Below are 17,068 nucleotides of genomic sequence, written 5' to 3'. Positions count from 1 at the left end.
CGGCCTCGACACCGCCCTTCTGCCGCAGGTGGCAGTGCCCGGCAGCGCGCTGGGCGAGATCGCGGCCGGCCGCTTTGGCCTGCCGCGCGGCGCGGTGGTCTGCGCCGGCACCACGGATGGCTGCGCCTCCTTCCTCGCCGCCGGCGCAAGCGAGCCCGGGGAGGGCGTGACGGTGCTCGGCTCCACCCTGACCCTGAAACTCGCCTGCGACCGGCCGGTGGTGGCGCCGGGATACGGCGTCTACAGCCATCGCCTGGGCGGGCTCTGGCTGGCCGGCGGCGCATCCAATAGCGGCGGCCGGGCGCTGGCGCGGCATTTCGACCCGGCGGCGCTGGCGCGGCTTTCCGCCGGCATCGATCCATCGCTCCCGACCGGCCTCGACTACTACCCGCTGCCCGGGCCCGGGGAACGCTTCCCCATCGCCGATCCCGCCCTGCCGCCGCGCGAGACGCCGCGCCCTGCAGACGACACGGCCTTCCTGCACGGACTGCTGGAGGGCATCGCGCGGATCGAGGCGCTGGGCTACCTCCGCCTGGCCGCGCTCGGCGCGCCGCCGCTGCGCTCGGTCCGCAGCCTCGGCAGCGGCGCCGGCAATGCCACCTGGACCGCCATCCGCGCCCGGCAGCTCGGCGTGCCGATGCTGCCGGCGCGCTCGGGGAAGCGGCGGTCGGCGCCGCGCTGCTCGCGCTGCGCGGCGTGTAGACCGGGAACAAGAAAGGCCGGGGAGAAGGTATTTTCCCCGGACCCCTCATCTTTTTCTTTGAGGTCTGGCACCCGGCGCGTGGACGGCCTTTCAGGCCAGCGCCCGCATCGCCGCGGCGGAATCCGCCACCCAGCCGAAGATCCCGCCCTGCGCCTTGATCATCGCCAGGCCCATCGCGTGGAATTCCGGGAAGTAGGACCCGCAGCAATCCGCCAGCACCACGCAGCGATAGCCGCGGTCATTGGCCTCGCGCACCGTGGTGTTGACGCAGACCTCGGTGGTCACGCCGCAGACCAGCAGGGTGCGGATGCCGCGGTTGCGCAGGATCAGGTCGAGATCGGTCTCGCAGAAGGCGCCCTTGCCAGGCTTGTCCAGCACCACCTCGCCCGGGACCGGCGCCAGTTCGGGGACGATGTCGTGCCCCGGCTCGCCGCGGATCAGGATGCGGCCCATCGGGCCGGGATCGCCGATCCGCCGGCCGGGCGGGCCACGCTCCCACTTCGCCGGCGGGCAGTCGGTCAGGTCGGGGCGGTGGCCTTCGCGGGTATGGATCACCAGCAGCCCGGCGGTGCGGGCGGCGGCCAGCACCGCCCGGCAGGGACCGATCGCCGCGGCGAGCCGCGAGACGTCGTTGCCGAGCGCCTCGCCGAAACCGCCAGGCAGCAGGAAGTCCCGCTGCATGTCGATGATGACCAGCGCGGTCGCGGCACGCTCGGCCGCGAGGGGGCTGGTTCGGCTTCGATAAGGATGGACATGGCCGCCGCGCTCCTGCTGCGCGGCGGTCGTTGCAAGCGCGGTGCCAGACGCAGCCGCTCAGCGGCCGGTCAGGATCCGCTCGACCAATTGCTTCGCTGTCGGGATAAAGCCATTCGAATAGAAAGGGTCCGAGCCGAAGCGGTAGGCATTGTGCCCAGCGAACATCAGGTTGTGCTCCAGCGCGCCGTCATGCGCGATGTCCTGCAGCGTCTTCTGGATGCAGAAGCTCCGCGGGTCGGCCTTCTTGCCCGTGTCGTAGTCCGGCTCGTGCTGCGACCAGTTGCTGAAGCGGCAGGCCGACAGGCAGCCCATGCAGTCGACCTGGTCCTTGATGATCTCGGCCTGCTTGTCGCGGGTGACGAAGATCAGCGTGTTGTCCGGCGTGCGCATCGCCTCGACGAAGCCCGCGGCCTCGAAGCTGCGCACCCGCTCCAGGTCATGCGGCGTCAGCCAGACCTTCCGCTTGCGCGGGCCGACCGCGTATTCCGCGGTGTGGTCACCGACCGGCTCGGCGGTGTAGGCGACCTGCCGCTCGCTGCGCGCCTCGAGCTCCCGGATGAAGTCGTTCCGCACGGCCGAGGAGTAGAAGCCGGTCGGGGAGAAGCGCTGCAGCAGCACGTCGCCGGCCTGCAGGGTCAGCAGGCGCTGCTTCCAGGCATCCGAGATCGGGCTTTCCTGGGTCAGCAGAGGCCGCGTGCCGAACTGGAAGGCGACCGGCCCGAGCTCGGGGTTGTCGATCCAGTCGGCCCATTCCTCCAGCCACCAGACGCCGCCGGCCATGATGATCGGCACGTCGCCCAGGCCGAGCTCGCGCATCTGCTGGCGCAGCTTCAGCACGCGGGGATAGGGATCCTCCGGCACCTGCGGGTCCTCGGAGTTCGACAGGCCGTTATGCCCGCCGGCCAGCCAGGGATCCTCGTAGACCACGCCGCCCAGCAGTTCGCGCGCCTTGCTGTAGCTGCGCTTCCACAGTGCCACGAAGGCACGGGCGGAGGAGATGATAGGATAATAGTGGACGTTGTACTCGCGGGCGATGTCGGCCAGCCGGTAGGGCATGCCGGCCCCGCAGGTGATGCCGTTCACCAGCCCCTTGGCGCCATCCAGGATGCCGCGCGCGACGCGTTCCGCCCCGCCCATCTCCCAGAGAATATTGGCATGGATGCGGCCCTGGCCGTTGCTGCGCTCATGCGCCTCGCGGGCCTGGGCGATGCCGCCAGCGATGCCGTAGGCCACCAGTTCCTCATGCCGGTCGCGGCGCGTCTTGCCGTGGTAGACCTGCCGGATGAGGGTGCCGTCCGCATCGTAGCTGTCGGCATTCACCGCCGAGAAGGTGCCGACCCCGCCGCCGGATGCCCAGCCGCCGCAGGTCGCACCGTTCGAGACGGCTACACCCTTGCCGCCTTCGACCAGCGGCAGAACCTCGACCCCGCCCATGCGGATCGCGTTGATCGCCTTCACGCCTCTACCCTCGACAATCCTGGACGTTCGCCAATTGGGTCGGCCGGGCCCCGTACAGGACCCCGGCCGCACCTTTCCCGCCTTACTCGGCGGCGTCGCTACGCTCGCGGCGCGGGCCGCGGTCGCGACGCGGGCCACGGTCGTCGCCCTCACCCTCGGCGCGCGGCCGGCGGGCGCCGACCTGCTCGGTGATGTCGGCGCCGGTGGCCTGGTCGACCACCCGCATGGACAGCTTCACCTTGCCGCGGTCATCGAAGCCGAGGACCTTCACCTTCACCTGGTCGCCGACATTCACGATGTCGTTCGTGCGGTTCACCCGCTCGTTCGACAGTTCGCTGATATGGACCAGGCCGTCCTTGGCGCCGAGGAAGTTCACGAAGGCGCCGAAATCGGCGGTCTTCACGACCTTCCCGTTGTAGATCACGCCGACCTCGGGCTCCGCCACGATGCCGCGGATCCAGTCGATCGCCTTCTGCGCCGCTTCGGTCGAAGTCGCCGCGACCTTGATGGTGCCATCGTCGTCGATGTCGACCTTGCAGCCCGTCACTTCGCAGATCTCGCGGATGACCTTGCCGCCCGAGCCGATCACGTCGCGGATCTTCTCCTTCGGCACCGACATCATGGTGATGCGCGGCGCGTTCTGCGCCACGTCGCCGCGGTTGCCGGACAGGCCCTTGGCCATCTCGCCGAGGATGTGGATGCGGCCGTCCTTCGCCTGCGCCAGCGCCTGGCGCATGATGTCGAAGGTGATCGAGGTGATCTTGATGTCCATCTGCAGGGCGGTGATGCCCTGCTCGGACCCGGCCACCTTGAAGTCCATGTCGCCCAGGTGATCCTCGTCGCCGAGGATGTCGGACAGCACGGCGAAGCCGCGGTCCTCCTTGATCAGGCCCATGGCGATGCCGGCGCAGGGCCGCTTCAGCGGCGTGCCCGCATCCATCAGCGAGAGGGAGGTGCCGCAGACGGTCGCCATCGAGGAGGAGCCGTTCGACTCGGTGATCTCCGACACCACGCGCAGGGTGTAGGGAAACTTCTCCTTCTCCGGCAGCAGCGGCCGGATGGCGCGCCAGGCGAGCTTGCCGTGGCCGATCTCGCGCCGGCCCGGGCTGCCCATGCGGCCGGTCTCGTTCACCGAGTAGGGGGAAGTTGTAGTGGAGCATGAAGTGCTCCCGGTACTCGCCCGGCAGCGCGTCGATGATCTGCTCGTCCTGGCCGGTGCCGAGGGTCGCCACGCAGAAGGCCTGCGTCTCGCCGCGGGTGAACAGCGCCGAGCCATGCGCGCGCGGCAGCACGCCCACCTCGGCCACGATCGGGCGGACCGTCCGGGTGTCACGGCCGTCGATGCGGAGCCCGGTGTCGAGGATGTTGTTGCGGACCACGTCCGCCTCCAGCTCCTTCAGCAGGCCCTTGGCGGCGCCGGCATCGAGGCCCTCCTCGGTCAGCTTGGCGACGACGGCCTTCTTGACCTCGGCCACCTTGCCCTGGCGGACCAGCTTCTGGGTCTCCTTGTAGGCCTCGACCATCGCCTCGCGGCCCAGCTCGGCGATGCGGGCCTTCAGCGTGGTCTCGGCCTCGGAGGCCTCGGGCAGCGCCCAGGGCTCCTTGGCGGCGCGCTCGGCCAGCTCGATGATGCCCTGGATGACCGGCTGGAAGCCCTTGTGGCCGAACTCGACGGCGCCGAGCATGACCTCCTCGGACAGCTCCTGCGCCTCGGACTCGACCATCAGCACGCCCTCGGCGGTGCCGGCGACCACCAGTTCCAGCTTGCTGGTCTGGCGCTGCGCCATGGTCGGGTTCAGCACGTACTGGCCGTCGATGTAGCCGACGCGGGCGCTGCCGACCGGGCCGAAGAAGGGAATGCCGGACAGCGTCAGGGCGGCGGAGCAGCCGACCAGCGCCACCATGTCGGGATCGTTCTCGAGGTCATGCGACAGCACGGTCGCGATCACCTGGACCTCGTTGCGGAACCCGTCCGGGAAGAGCGGGCGCAGCGGCCGGTCGATCAGGCGGGAGACCAGGGTCTCGTTCTCGGAGGGACGGCCCTCGCGCTTGAAGAAGCCGCCAGGGATCTTTCCCGCGGCGAAGGCCTTCTCCTGGTAGTTCACGGTCAGCGGGAAAAAGTCCTGGCCCGGCTTCACCGAACGGGCGCCGACCACGGTGCAGAGCACGATGGTGTCGCCGAGCCGGGCCATGACGGCGCCATCGGCCTGACGGGCAACCTTGCCGGTCTCCAGCGTCAGAAGCTGGCCGCCCCAGGAGATGTCCTTGCGATAGTAGTTTTCGAACATGCGTCGTTCCTTCGTGGGACCGCAGGCCGGGGCCCTTCCCCGCGCATCCGGTCCGGCCGGACCCATCGGGGGTGCGGCTTGGCTTCAAGGCCGGCGAGCCCGCGGCCAGGCTGGCCACAGGCGATCCGGAATGGTGCGACGCGGTGGGTTGGCAGTCTTCAGCCGAAGTCCCTAAGGGGCGCCCCAAGGGGCATTGGCTCGGCGCTTCGGGCTGCATGGACTGCGAGCCATCCCTTGCGGGACGACCGCCCCCGTCGCCGGGGCTCCATGTGGCCGGAAACGCCGTCGCCGTCCCGGGCAGGGATCGCGGCTTGTCCTGTCAGCCCGCCGCGTGCGCGGCGGTGGCCCGGCAGAACCCGACCACATGTCGGCTCACCGGCTCCGGGCGAAGCATATGGCGCGGGGCTGGCCCGATTACCACGGGATTCTGGCGCCCGAAGGGGAGTTGCCCCCCGGAACGCCGGCCCGGGCCGGAATCCGGCCCAGGTGGCGCCGCTGGCTAGCGGCGCAGGCCGAGGCTGCCGATCAGGCGCGTGTAACGCTCGGCGTCCTTCTTCTTCAGGTAGTCGAGCAGGCCACGGCGCTGGCCGACCAGCACCAGCAGGCCGCGCCGGCTATGGAAGTCCTTGGCGTGGGTCTTGAGGTGCTCGGTCAGACCGGAAATGCGCTCCGACAGCAGGGCGACCTGCACTTCGGGGCTGCCGGTGTCGCCGGGCTTGGTCTGGTACTGGGTGATCAGCGCCTTGCGGCGCTCGGGGGACACTGCCGACATCGGGTTGTTCTCCGTCTTGGCCGGGCCCTTCGGGGCCTGCGGCATATTTCAACCGCCGGTCGGGGAGCCTTCCTGGGCCACCAGTCGTTCCGGCACCACAAGGCCGGAGTCCAGGCGGCAGAGCCCCACGAACCGTCCCCCGCCATGACGCGCACCAGGCCCCCCGCGGGGTTGGCATCGTCAGGAATGCGGCCCATGAATTCGACCAGCCCGAGGGCCTGGCCTTGCAGCAGCCGCATGGCCTCCGCCTCCGTCAGGGCCAGCGCCGGGATGTCGGCCAGCGCGGTCGCAACGGGAAGCAGGAGGTCCGGGGAAGGGGCAGGCGTATCGCCCGGCAGGCCGAGCTTGTCCAGCGGAATCGCCTTGTCCTCATGGAACGGCCCGACCCGCATGCGGCGCAGGGTGGCGATATGCCCGACCGTGCCGCAGGCCCGCGCCAGGTCGCGGGCGAGGGAGCGCATATAGACGCCCTTGCCGCTCTGCACGGTGAAGATCGCCGTGTCGGCGTCCGGGCGGCTCTCCAGATCGAACCGGTCGACCCGGGCGGGGCGCGGGGCGAGCTCACGCAACCTGGCCCTCGCGCGCCAGGTCGTAGGCCCGCTCGCCGGCCACCTTGATGGCGGAGAAGATTGGCGGGACCTGCATGATGTCGCCGCGGAAGGCCGGCAACGCCGCCTGAATCTGCTCGTCCGTCGGACGGACATCGGAAGTGCCGATGGTCTTGCCGTCGGCATCGTCGGTGTCGCGCAGGTCGCCGAAGCGCAGCGTGAAGCGGTAGGTCTTGGTGCCGTCCATGACATAGGGGACGGTCTTGGTCGCGGCGCCGAAGGCGATCGGCAGCACGCCGGTCGCCAGCGGGTCCAGCGTGCCGCCATGGCCGACCTTCTGCGCGTCGAACAGCCGCTTCAGCCGGTTGACCACGTCGGTCGAGCCCATGCCGGAGGGCTTGTCGACGATCAGCCAGCCATCCAGCGGCCGGCCCTTTGGCTTGCGCTGGCGGTGACGGCCGTGCTGGCCGCCGGATTTGCCGGAATGGGGCTTGCCGGGATGATGGTTCACGCCTCGTCATCCTTCGGCTTCGGCTCGAGATCACGCGCCACCTCGGGCTGGCGCAGCGCACGGTCGATCTGCATGGCGTAGTCGAGCGCGGTGTCCTGCTGGAAATGCAGGTCGGGCGCCGAGCGCAGCCGCACCGCCTTGGCCACCTGCCCGCGCAGATAGGGCGCGGCGCGCTTCAGCGCCCTGGATTGCCGCCTCCGGCAGCTCCTTGCCCAGGCCGCTGACGAAGGCGGTCATGTGCTTGAGGTCGGGGAGGCGCGGACCTCGGTCACTGTCACCCGCGCGCCGGCGAGGTCGGGGTCGCGGAAGTCCGCCCGGGCGAGGACGGCGGAGAGCGCGTGGCGCACTTCCTCGGCGACGCGCAACTGGCGCTGAGAGGGGCCCTCGCCGGCTCCGGCGTGGCGCTTGGTCATGGGGGTCGAACCCTCTTCTCGAAAAGCTCTGGTCGGAAAAGCAAAGGGGCGCGGCACCCTGCGGCGCCGCGCCCCGGTCATTCACCGGAGTGGGGCGCGGATCAGGCCGCGGTCACCATCTCCGTCTCGTAGCACTCGATCTGGTCGCCGACGCGGATGTCGTTGTAGTTGGCGAAGGACATGCCGCATTCGTAGCCGTTGGTGACTTCCTTCACGTCGTCCTTGAAGCGGCGGAGCGTGCTGAGCTCGCCCTGGTGGATCACCACGCCGTCGCGCAGCAGGCGGACGCCGCAGCCGCGCTTGACCACGCCTTCCGTCACGCGGCAGCCGGCCACGTTGCCGATCTTCTTGACCTCGAAGACCTGCAGGATCTGCGCGTAGCCGAGGAAGTTCTCGCGCGCCACCGGGGCCAGCTTCGACTTGAACATCTTCTCGATGTCGTCCGACACCTCGTAGATGATCGAGTAGTAGCGGATGTCGACGCCGTCGCGCTGTGCCATCTCCCGCGCCTGGGTGGTGGCGCGGACGTTGAAGGCGACGACCACGGCGTTGGACGCCTTGGCCAGCTGGATGTCGCTTTCGGTGATCTGGCCGACGGCGCTGTGCAGCACCCGGACCCGGACCTCCTCGTTGCCCAGCTTGCCGAGCGTCACGCCGATCGCCTCAGCCGAGCCCTGCACGTCGGCCTTGACGACGACCGCGACTTCCTTCTGCACGCCGGCCTGGATGCGGGCCAGCATGTCGGTCAGCGTGCCGCGGCCGGCGACGGCCGAGGCCGAGGCCTTGTCGCGCAGCTTGCGCTGGCGGAACTCCGAGATCTCGCGCGCCTGGGTCTCGTCCGTCACCGCGACGAAATTCTCGCCGGCGGAGGGGACGCCCGACAGGCCGAGGATCTCGACCGGCAGGGACGGGCCGGCGGTCTTCAGCTGGCGGCCCTTGTCGTCGAGCATCGCGCGCACCCGGCCCCATTCGGCGCCGGCCACGACGATGTCCCCGGTCTTCAGCGTGCCCTTCTGCACCAGCACGGTGGCGACGGGACCGCGGCCGCGATCGAGCTTGCTCTCGATCACGGTGCCCTCGGCCGCGCGGTCCGGGTTGGCCTTCAGGTCCAGCACCTCGGCCTGCAGCGAGATCGCCTCGAGCAGCTTGTCGAGGTTGATCTTCTTAGTCGCCGAGACCTCGATTTCCATGGTGTCGCCACCGAGGCTCTCGACCACGACCTCGTGCTGCAGGAGCTCCTGCTTCACCCGCTCGGGCCGGACGCCGTCCTTGTCGATCTTGTTGACCGCCACGATGATCGGGACGTTCGCCGCCCTGGCGTGGTTGATCGCCTCGATCGTCTGCGGCATCACGCCGTCATCCGCCGCGACCACCAGCACGACCATGTCCGTCACCTGCGCGCCACGCGACCGCATGGCGGTGAAGGCGGCGTGGCCCGGGGTGTCGATGAAGGTCACCTTCGACCCGTCCGCGATCTGCACCTGGTAGGCGCCGATATGCTGGGTGATGCCACCCGCCTCGTGCGCCGCCACGTCGGCCTTCCGCAGCGCGTCCAGCAGGCTGGTCTTGCCGTGGTCGACATGGCCCATGATGGTGACGACCGGCGGGCGGACCTGCAGGTCGGTGTCGACATCGGCCGCGCCCTGGATGCCCTGCTCGACATCCGAATCCGCCACCCGGCGGATGCGGTGGCCGAATTCCTCGACCACCAGCTGGGCGGTGTCGGCATCGATGGTCTGGGTCAGCGTCGCCATCACGCCCATGCGGAACAGCGCCTTCACCACCTCGCCGCCACGGGCGGCCATGCGGTTGGCGAGTTCCTGGACGGTGATCGCCTCCGGGATGACGACGTCGCGCACCACGCGCTCGGCGCCGGACCGCAGGCGGGCGAGCTCCTGCTGACGCCGCTCGCGTTCCCGCGCGCGCCGCAGCGAGGCGATCGAGCGGCTGCGCTCGTCGTCGCCCTCGATCGCCGCCTGCACGTCCACGCGATTGCCGCCGCGGCGATCCGGGCCGACCTTCTTGACGGTGGTGAGCACCGGCTTCTTGGCCGGCGTGGCCGCGGCGCCGGGGCGGCGGGCGGCGGCGCGGCGCGCCTCGTCCTCCTCCTCGGCGGTGCGGGCGCGCAGCGACAGCTTCGCGGCGCCGGCGGCCGTGGCAGCACCGGCGGGCGCGGCATTGGGGGCGTTGCCCGGCGCGGCGGCGGCGGCCGGCGGCTGGCCGGGCGCGGCCGGGGCACGGCGCTGGGCGCCGGGGCCGACGGGCACCGGGCCCGGACGGCCACTGCGCAGCGGCGGCGCCACCGGGCGCACCGGCTGGTAGGGCGCGGCGGGCGCCTGGGCCGGGGCGGCGGCCTGCACCGGCGGCGCCGGCTGGGCAGGGGCGGCCTGGACGGGCGCGGCCGGGGCGGCGGGCGCCGGAGGCTCGTCATCCGCGGACGCGTGCAGCGCCTCCTCGGCGGCACGGCGCGCGGCATCCGCGGCCTCGACCCGGGCGCGAGATCGCGTCCTCGGCGGCGCGGCGCTCGGCCTCCTCGGCCTCGCGGCGCTCCTCCTCCTCGCGGCGGCGGGCTTCCTCGGCGGCGGAGCGGACCATGAGCGCCTGGCGCTCCCGCTCCTCGCGCTGGCGCTGCGCCTCGACCCGGCGCTGCTCCTCGAGCACGCGCTGGCGCACGGCCTGCTCGGCCGCGGTCAGCGGCCGGTTGCCGGCGGGCGCCGGCCCGCGGCCTGCGGCCCGCCGGCGCGGGGCGGGCCGGCCGGGCGCGGGCCGCCGCCGGACGGCACCGGCGCGGCCGGGCCGGCCGCCTGGCGCGGCGCCGGCGCTGCCACCGTCCGCTTCTTCACAACCTCGACCTGAACGGTCTTGCTGCGCCCATGGCTGAAGCTTTGGCGGACGCTGCCCGCGTCCACCGTCTTGCCCAGCCTCCAGGCGACCACCGGCCGGCCGAAGGCTCAGCCTGCTCTTGCCCGCGTCCTGGTCGTTCTGGTCGCTCATTCTTTGGTCCGTACCCGATCCGTCTACCGTCATGCCACTCGTGCCAAAGGACTGCCGCAGGCCTGAGCCTGGAGCATGTCCGGGTGATTCCACCGGGCGCGAGATGGCGCGCCCAACCTAGCCGCTCATTGGCCCATGGGGCCGTCTCTCTATGTCCAGCACCATCGCCCCGCGGGCATGGTGTCGCAGCGCCCGGGGCGCCGGTGCCGAGCATGCCGGCGAGCCGTGCGGTCTCGAGCGCGATCGCCTCGGCCAGACGCCCGGGCGCGATCGCCACGTGCACGGCATGGTCCCTTGCGAAGACGCTGCCGAGCATATCCGCCGAAAGGGGGCCACCACCGGCACGTCCCGCCTGCCGACCAGACGCGACCGTTCCGCCGCGCTGCCGTCCGAAGCCTCCACCAGCAGGCCGGCCTTGCCCGCCTGCAGCCATTCGCGGACGGATTCCCGCCCGCAGACCGCCTGCCCGCTCCGCCGGGCGAAGCCGACGAGATCGCGGATGCGACCCCTGAGGCCGTCCTCGATCCGCGCAGCAAGGTCAGGGGGCAGGGTCACGGTCCCACGTGCCGCCTTAGCGAAGGCGCCGCGCTTGATGGCGCGTTCTAACACATCGGCCCTCGCGGACAACCACATTCCCCGCCCCGGCAGCTTTCCGGCCAGGTCCGGAACCACCACACGGCCCGGATCCAGCACGAAACGCAGCATAGCCTCCTTCGGCCCGCTCTCCCGGGTCACGATGCAGCGGCGGAGCGGCCCTTTCTCAGGGACATCCAAGGCTGCATCAGCCGCGGGGGCCGGCTGCGGCACCGGAGCCGCGCCCGGCGGCGGTTGCGCCGGCTTGCGCCGCCGCCCGCGATTAGGATCAGGCCTTCTGGCCGTCGCCATCCACCGCCTCCCCGGCGGCTTCCGGCGCCTCGTCCTGCTCGCCGGACTCCGGCGCCTCGCCGTCCTCGCCCTCGAACCAATGCTGGCGGGCCGCCATGATGATGGCGTTCGCCGTGTCCTCGTCCATCGAATCAGGGCCGAGGATCTCGATCAGTTCGTCGGAGGCGAGGTCGGCCAGGTCGTCCAGCTGCTTCACCCCCTTCTCGCCCAGCGAGACCAGCTGCGCCGGGGTGAAGCCGCCGGCCTCGGCGACCGCATCCTCGACGCCCAGCGCCCGGCGCTTCTCGTCCAACTCGACGTCGCGCTGCTCGAGGAAGGCCTCGGCGCGGCGCTTCAGCTCGGCCGCGACGCTCTCGTCGAAGCCCTCGATGCTGGCCAGCTCGTCGTCGTCCACCGCGATCACGTCCTCGATCGAGGTGAAGCCTTCGGTCACCAGCAGGCCGGCGATCACGTCGTCCACGTCCAGCGCCTCGACGAAGAGGCCGGTGCGCTTGCGGAATTCCTCCTGCCGGCGCTCGCTCTCCTCGGCCTCGGTCAGGATGTCGATGTCCCAGCGGGTGAGCTGCGAGGCGAGGCGGACATTCTGCCCGCGGCGCCCGATCGCCAGCGACAATTGGTCGTCCGGGACCACCACTTCAACCCGCCGTGCCTCGTCGTCCAACACGACCTTCGTCACCTCGGCCGGGGCCAGCGCGTTCACCACGAAGGTGGCGTTGTCGCCGGACCAGGGGATGATGTCGATCTTCTCGCCTTGCAACTCCTGCACCACCGCCTGCACGCGGCTGCCGCGCATGCCGACGCAAGCGCCAACGGGATCGATGCTGGAATCGCGGCTGATCACCGCCATCTTGGCGCGGCTGCCGGGATCGCGGGCGACCGCCTTGATCTCGATGATGCCGTCGTAGATTTCCGGCACTTCCTGGGCGAAGAGCTTGGCAAGGAAACCGGGATGGGTACGGCTGAGGAAGAGCTGCGGGCCGCGCGGTTCCTCGCGCACGTCGTAGATGTAGGCCCGCACCCGGTCGCCGTTGCGGAAGGCCTCGCGCGGGATGGTCTCGTCGCGGCGCAGCAGGGCCTCGGCCCGGCCGAGGTCGACCATCAGGTTGCCGTACTCGGTCCGCTTGACGATGCCGTTGACGATCTCGCCGACGCGGTCCTTGTACTCGTCGTACTGCTTCTTGCGCTCGACCTCGCGCACGCGCTGCACGATCACCTGCTTGGCGGTCTGCGCGGCGATGCGGCCGAAATCGATCGGCGGCAGTGGGTCGACGATGAACTCGCCGACCTGGATGCCCGGCTTGAACTTCTGGGCGATGCGGACCGGGATCTGCGTCGCCTCGTTCTCGACCGGCTCCTGCTCGACCACCTCGGTCCAGCGGGACAGGCGGACCTCGCCGTTGCGCCGGTCGATGATGGCGCGGATGTCCTTCTCGTGCCCGTACTTGGCGCGCCCGGCCTTCTGGATGGCCTGCTCCATCGCCTCCAGCACCTCGTCGCGCTCGATCATCTTTTCGCGCGCGACGGCATCGGCGACCTGCAGCAGTTCCGGGCGAGCGATGGCGACATCCACGGCCATGGCCTGGTTCTCCTTAGTGGGGTTTCTTGCCGCCGGGTCCGCGCTTCGCGCCCTTGGCGCGCGGGGCTTCGGCGATCTCGGTTGCTGTGTCGGCGTCGGACTCGCTCTCCGCCTCGTCCGGCAGGCCGGCGAGCGCGGCGGTCGCCGCAATCAGCGCGTCGGTCAGCACCAGCTTGGCGCGGCGGATATTGCTGCGGGGGAAGGCCGCCTCGCCGCCCTCGTCCAGCTTCAGCCGGGCCTCCTCCGCATCGGCGCCCAGCACGATACCGCGGAACCGCTTGCGGCCCTCTTGCGGGATCATCAGCTCGAGCGTCGCAACATGTCCCGCATAGCGGTTCCAATCCTTGGTCCGGGTCAGCGGCCGGTCGATGCCGGGGAGGAGACCTCCAGCGTCCACTCGCCCTTGATCGGGTCCTCGACATCCAGCACGGCGCCGGCGGCATGGCTGATCGCCTCGCAATCCTCCACCCGGAAGGGCGCGTCGTCGGCCCGGTCGGCCATGATCTGGACGACCGGCCTTTCCTTGCCGGAGACCTGCACGCGCACGAGCTCGTAGCCCATGCTCTCGATGGTGGGGGCGATGGCGTCGGCGATGCGCGCCTCCAGGCCCTCATGCTGCGGACGTTCGATGGTGCTGCCCAAAACAAAAAGGCGGCCCGTTAAGGCCACCCCCCGGTGAAGCGCGGATGGTGATGAGAACGGCTGATATAAACTCCTGCCGCGGCGGCCGCAAGGATCATCTCGCTTGCCGTCCGGACGGCCTTCAGGCGCCCGCGGCGCGCCGCATGAACTCCGCCAGCCGCGGCACCCAGCCGGGGCTGTCCACATTGGCGCCGATATGGCCGGATTCGTTCCTTATCTCGAAGAAATCGGCGTCCACCCCGGCCTCCGCCAGGCGCTGCATCACCGCCGGGGCGATGGATGGCGGAAACAGCCGGTCGGTGGTGGTCAGGGCATAGAGCACCTTGGCCTTGATTTGCCCGAAATCCTTCTGCGCGTCGAAATCGACCGCGGCGCGGCGCAGCACCACCAGCGAATTGCCGTCGAAGGCCCGGGCCCAGGGGGTCGCCAGGCGGCGGATCTCCGCCTCACGCGCCTCCGGGTCGGGAAAGCGGTCGTTCAGCTGCGCCTCGATGCCGTAATTCTTCAGCGTCGCCACGCGGATGTCGGTCAGGATCTGCTGGATGCCGCCATTCGCGTAGTAGCGGCCGCCGTTCCAGTTCGCATCCTCGGCCAGCCGCGCCACCAGCGCCGTGGTCTGCCGCTGGTCGCCGCTGCCCTTCGGCGCGGTGTTGACCGCGATGATCGCGTTCATGGCCTCGGGGTAGGTCACCGCCCATTGGAAGGCCTGGTAGCCGCCATAGGAGGTGCCCATCACCGCCACCAGGTGCCGCACGCCGAGCAGCCCGAGCATGGTCCGCTGCGCCGCGACGATGTCGGTGACCGCGATGGCCGGGAAATCCGGGCCCCACGGCTGGCCAGTCGCCGGGTTGATGCTGGCCGGTGCGGTCGAGCCATAGGAGGAGCCGAGCATGTTGGACGACACGACATAGAAGCGGTCGGTGTCGATCGGCTTGCCCGGGCCGATCATCAGGTCCCAGCTGCCGGGCGCGTCCTCCGCCACGCCGGGCGGCGCCTTGCCCGGCGCGTAGCGGCCTGCGGCATGGTGGCTGCTTGTATAGCCATGGGTGATCAGCACGGCATTGTCGCCGGCGGCATTCAGCGTCCCATAGGTTTCGTAGGCCAGCCGCACCCCGGGCAGCACGGTGCCGGAGCCGAGCCGCAGGTCGCCGATCTCGATCAACCGGCTCTCGACCGCATCCAGCGGGTCGGCCGCGGCCGGCCGGATGGCGGCGATCGCGAGGGGCAGCGCCAGCGCGGTGCGGCGGTCGACGCTCATGGCCGTGTCCTTCCCGTTTGCGGGAAGGCTAGTCCCGGCGCGCCGCCAGGGTCCAGCGCCCGGACGATCGCTGACGCCGCCTCCCGCGCCGCCTGGCGCACCCCCTCCGCCGCCCAGTGGATGCCATCCACGCCAGTCGCCACCCCGGCCAGGTCGCCGCCCGGCAACAGGCCGAAGCGGCGCGCGGCCTCCGCCTGGGCGTCGCGGATGGCGGCGGCATGGGCGGCGGTGGCGGGGTCCAGCGGCCGGCGCTGCGCCAGGCCGAGGCGGAAGGGCCAGGCCTCCCCCGCCTCCAGCCCCGCCCAATCCGCCAGCCGACCGGAGCCGAGCAGCCCGGCCGCGTCCCGCAACGGCGACAGCGGCGCCTGCAGCACGGGCATCGCCGGATCGCCGCCCGCCCCGCGCAGCAAGGCGACCAGCGCGCCGATCCCCGCGACGTAATCGGCGGCCGGGGTGCCGCGCATCGCATCCGTGGTGCCATGCGCCAGGATCAGCAGGGCCGAGGCCGGGGCGGCGGCCTGCGCCACCCGGACCAGGTGCCCGCGCATCGGCCGGGCGGGATCGAGCAGGTCGGCGATCCCGGCGGCGCCCCAGGCGGCATCGGCCAAAGCGAAGGGGGTGCCGGGGCGCAGCCGCGCCAATTCCGCCAGCAGGACGCGGGCGCCCAGCGTCTCGCCCGGCAGCGCCCAGCGCGTGCCCTCCGCCGGGCAGGCGGGGCGGCCGAGACAGGATTGCAGAACGGCGGAGACCGCCGGCGCCGGCGGGTCGCCCGGCCCGGCCGGATGCGCCCCGACCCGGGGCGAGGTCGCATCGAACAGCCCCGCTGCCTGAGACTGGCCGGTGACCAGCACGACACGCCCGGCGGCGAAGCGGCCGCCCTGCGGCACGCCGTCGCGGAACAGCCGGTACCAGCCGCCGGGCGGCACCAGCAACAGCCCGCCGGCGGTGGCGGCGACGATGCGGCCGGCCTCGTCGCGGGCCTCCCAGGCGCCGCCGGCGGGAAGCGGGATGCGCGCCGCGGCGCCGTCCAACGCATAGACGCGGTTCGGCGCCGGCTGCGCCGCGGCCAAGCCGGGGATCAGGAGCAGCCAGGCCAACAATCGCATCGCGCGCATGGCCAAGCCTTTGTTTACCGATTGCGGGCGATATTGGCGCATGGACATCGCCCGGACCCCTGCTTCCCTTGCCGCCCGGCCGCGCCGCTTCCCCGCCCCGGGATCCCGCCGGAAGGCCGTCGCGCTGGCCCGGGCCGCAATCTTCCACCTGCTCGGCGGCACGCTGCTGCTGGCGCTGCTGATCCTGGCCTATCTCACGAAACGGGCGCTCGGGCTCGACCTGGTGCCGGGCGTGGACATGCTACCAGACCCGGAGATCGAGGCGGCGCTGGAGGCCCTGGTCAGCCTGCTCGGCGGATGAGCGACCAATAGAGCGGGCGGCGGCCCTCGCGCAGCGCCTTGGCCTCGTAGCGGGTCGGCGGCCAGCCCTCGGGCCGTGCCTCGGCCGGGGGCGGGACGTCGAAGAGGTCCTGCGCCGCCATCACCTCGGCGACCCAGCCCTGATAGGTCGGGTCGTCGCTGGCGATCCGCCATTCGCCGCCCGGCCGCAGGGCGCGCGCCACCAGCGGCAGCAGGGTGGGGTTGACGAAGCGCCGCTTGGCGTGGCGCGCCTTCGGCCAGGGGTCGGGGAACATCAGGAACAGCCGGTCGAGCGCGCCTTCCGGCAGCAGCCCCAGCAGGTGCCGCGCATCCTGCGGCCAGAGGCGGAGATGCGCCGGCAGCGCCCCGGTCGCCTCCTCCCCCTCCGCGACCAGGCGCGAGAGCAGCGAGCAGAGCCCGTTCTCGAACACCTCGGAAGCGATGTAGCCGACCCGCGGGTTGCGCTCGACATGCGCCAGCGCGTGCTCCCCGCCGCCGAAGCCGACCTCCAGCCACAACGCCTCCACAGGCGTGGCGAAGGCGGCGCGCGGGTCGGCCGCCTGGTCGGGGGAAAGGCGCATCCGCGGCAGGGTCTCGTCCAGCAAGCTGCTGCTGGCGCGCCCGCAGCGGGTGGCTGCGGCGGCGGCCATAGAGCCGGTCGGGGACGCCCTCGGCGAGGGGTGGACGGTCGGCGGTCATGCAAGGGGTCCCGGACAAAAAGGGCGGCGCCGTCTGGCGCCGCCCGCATAGCCGATCCGGCCGGAAGTATCAGCGCCCGAAGGCGCGCTTCAGCAACCCGGACCGGGTGTCGCCTCAGCGCCCGAAGGCGCGCTTCAGCAACCCGGACCG

General features: G+C 71.5%; 7 protein-coding genes and 7 pseudogenes. 1 reads left to right on the top strand and 13 read right to left on the bottom strand.

Translation table 11 applies throughout. The annotated features are described in order from the left end of the window. Positions 1-793: 793 nt before the first annotated feature. The 12 genes and pseudogenes from ACQ86J_RS21445 to ACQ86J_RS21390 form a co-directional block, all read right to left on the bottom strand. Complete coding sequence (locus ACQ86J_RS21445) at positions 794-1,384, bottom strand: cysteine hydrolase family protein (protein WP_431267122.1); 591 nt, start codon at positions 1,382-1,384, stop codon at positions 794-796. Between the two features lie 132 nt (positions 1,385-1,516). Beyond that, positions 1,517-2,917, bottom strand: coding sequence for an NAD(P)H-dependent flavin oxidoreductase (locus ACQ86J_RS21440; RefSeq protein ID WP_431267121.1), 1,401 nt, complete (start codon positions 2,915-2,917; stop codon positions 1,517-1,519). Between the two features lie 82 nt (positions 2,918-2,999). Further along, positions 3,000-5,205, bottom strand: a pseudogene (gene pnp, locus ACQ86J_RS21435) (polyribonucleotide nucleotidyltransferase). A gap of 499 nt (positions 5,206-5,704) precedes the next feature. Next, complete coding sequence (gene rpsO, locus ACQ86J_RS21430; RefSeq protein ID WP_431272488.1) at positions 5,705-5,977, bottom strand: 30S ribosomal protein S15; 273 nt, start codon at positions 5,975-5,977, stop codon at positions 5,705-5,707. Positions 5,978-6,025: 48 nt separating this feature from the next. After that, positions 6,026-6,913: pseudogene (gene truB, locus ACQ86J_RS21425) on the bottom strand (tRNA pseudouridine(55) synthase TruB). A gap of 119 nt (positions 6,914-7,032) precedes the next feature. Continuing rightward, a pseudogene (gene rbfA, locus ACQ86J_RS21420) lies at positions 7,033-7,449 on the bottom strand (30S ribosome-binding factor RbfA). Between the two features lie 101 nt (positions 7,450-7,550). Continuing rightward, positions 7,551-10,443: pseudogene (infB, locus tag ACQ86J_RS21415) on the bottom strand (translation initiation factor IF-2). 184 nt (positions 10,444-10,627) lie between these two features. Further along, positions 10,628-11,217, bottom strand: a pseudogene (locus ACQ86J_RS21410) (RNA-binding protein); the annotation flags it as partial. Positions 11,218-11,305: 88 nt separating this feature from the next. After that, complete coding sequence (gene nusA, locus ACQ86J_RS21405) at positions 11,306-12,904, bottom strand: transcription termination factor NusA (RefSeq protein WP_431267120.1); 1,599 nt, start codon at positions 12,902-12,904, stop codon at positions 11,306-11,308. A 13-nt stretch (positions 12,905-12,917) separates the two neighbouring features. Continuing rightward, a pseudogene (rimP, locus tag ACQ86J_RS21400) lies at positions 12,918-13,573 on the bottom strand (ribosome maturation factor RimP). A 94-nt stretch (positions 13,574-13,667) separates the two neighbouring features. Next, the gene (locus ACQ86J_RS21395) at positions 13,668-14,804 is read right to left on the bottom strand and encodes an alpha/beta fold hydrolase (protein WP_431267119.1); all 1,137 of its coding nucleotides are present in this window, start codon (positions 14,802-14,804) and stop codon (positions 13,668-13,670) included. Then, positions 14,801-15,901 carry a hypothetical protein gene (locus ACQ86J_RS21390; protein ID WP_431267118.1) on the bottom strand — a complete coding sequence of 367 codons (1,101 nt, stop codon included), beginning with the start codon at positions 15,899-15,901 and terminating at the stop codon, positions 14,801-14,803. Before ACQ86J_RS21390 ends, ACQ86J_RS21395 begins: the two co-directional genes overlap by 4 nt. 58 nt (positions 15,902-15,959) lie before the next feature. On the opposite strand from ACQ86J_RS21390, the gene ACQ86J_RS21385 reads away from it, so the two are divergent. Next, positions 15,960-16,220, top strand: coding sequence for a hypothetical protein (locus ACQ86J_RS21385; RefSeq protein ID WP_431267117.1), 261 nt, complete (start codon positions 15,960-15,962; stop codon positions 16,218-16,220). On the opposite strand, the pseudogene trmB reads toward ACQ86J_RS21385, so the two are convergent. Next, a pseudogene (gene trmB / locus ACQ86J_RS21380) lies at positions 16,201-16,918 on the bottom strand (tRNA (guanine(46)-N(7))-methyltransferase TrmB). The gene ACQ86J_RS21385 and the pseudogene trmB overlap by 20 nt on opposite strands. Positions 16,919-17,068 lie beyond the last annotated feature (150 nt).

The sequence above is a fragment of the Dankookia sp. P2 genome (assembly GCF_050632255.1).
Lineage (GTDB): Bacteria > Pseudomonadota > Alphaproteobacteria > Acetobacterales > Acetobacteraceae > Paracraurococcus.
The sequence above is the reverse complement of the archived record's forward strand: the minus strand, read 5'-3'. Positions and strand labels throughout refer to the sequence as shown.

Coding starts and splice junctions, on each gene's coding strand:
- ACQ86J_RS21445 (WP_431267122.1), bottom strand. CDS start 1,384: ATGCAGCGGGACTTCCTGCTGCCTGGCGGTTTCGGCGAGGCGCTCGGC.
- rpsO (WP_431272488.1), bottom strand. CDS start 5,977: ATGTCGGCAGTGTCCCCCGAGCGCCGCAAGGCGCTGATCACCCAGTAC.
- nusA (WP_431267120.1), bottom strand. CDS start 12,904: ATGGCCGTGGATGTCGCCATCGCTCGCCCGGAACTGCTGCAGGTCGCC.
- ACQ86J_RS21395 (WP_431267119.1), bottom strand. CDS start 14,804: ATGAGCGTCGACCGCCGCACCGCGCTGGCGCTGCCCCTCGCGATCGCC.
- ACQ86J_RS21385 (WP_431267117.1), top strand. CDS start 15,960: ATGGACATCGCCCGGACCCCTGCTTCCCTTGCCGCCCGGCCGCGCCGC.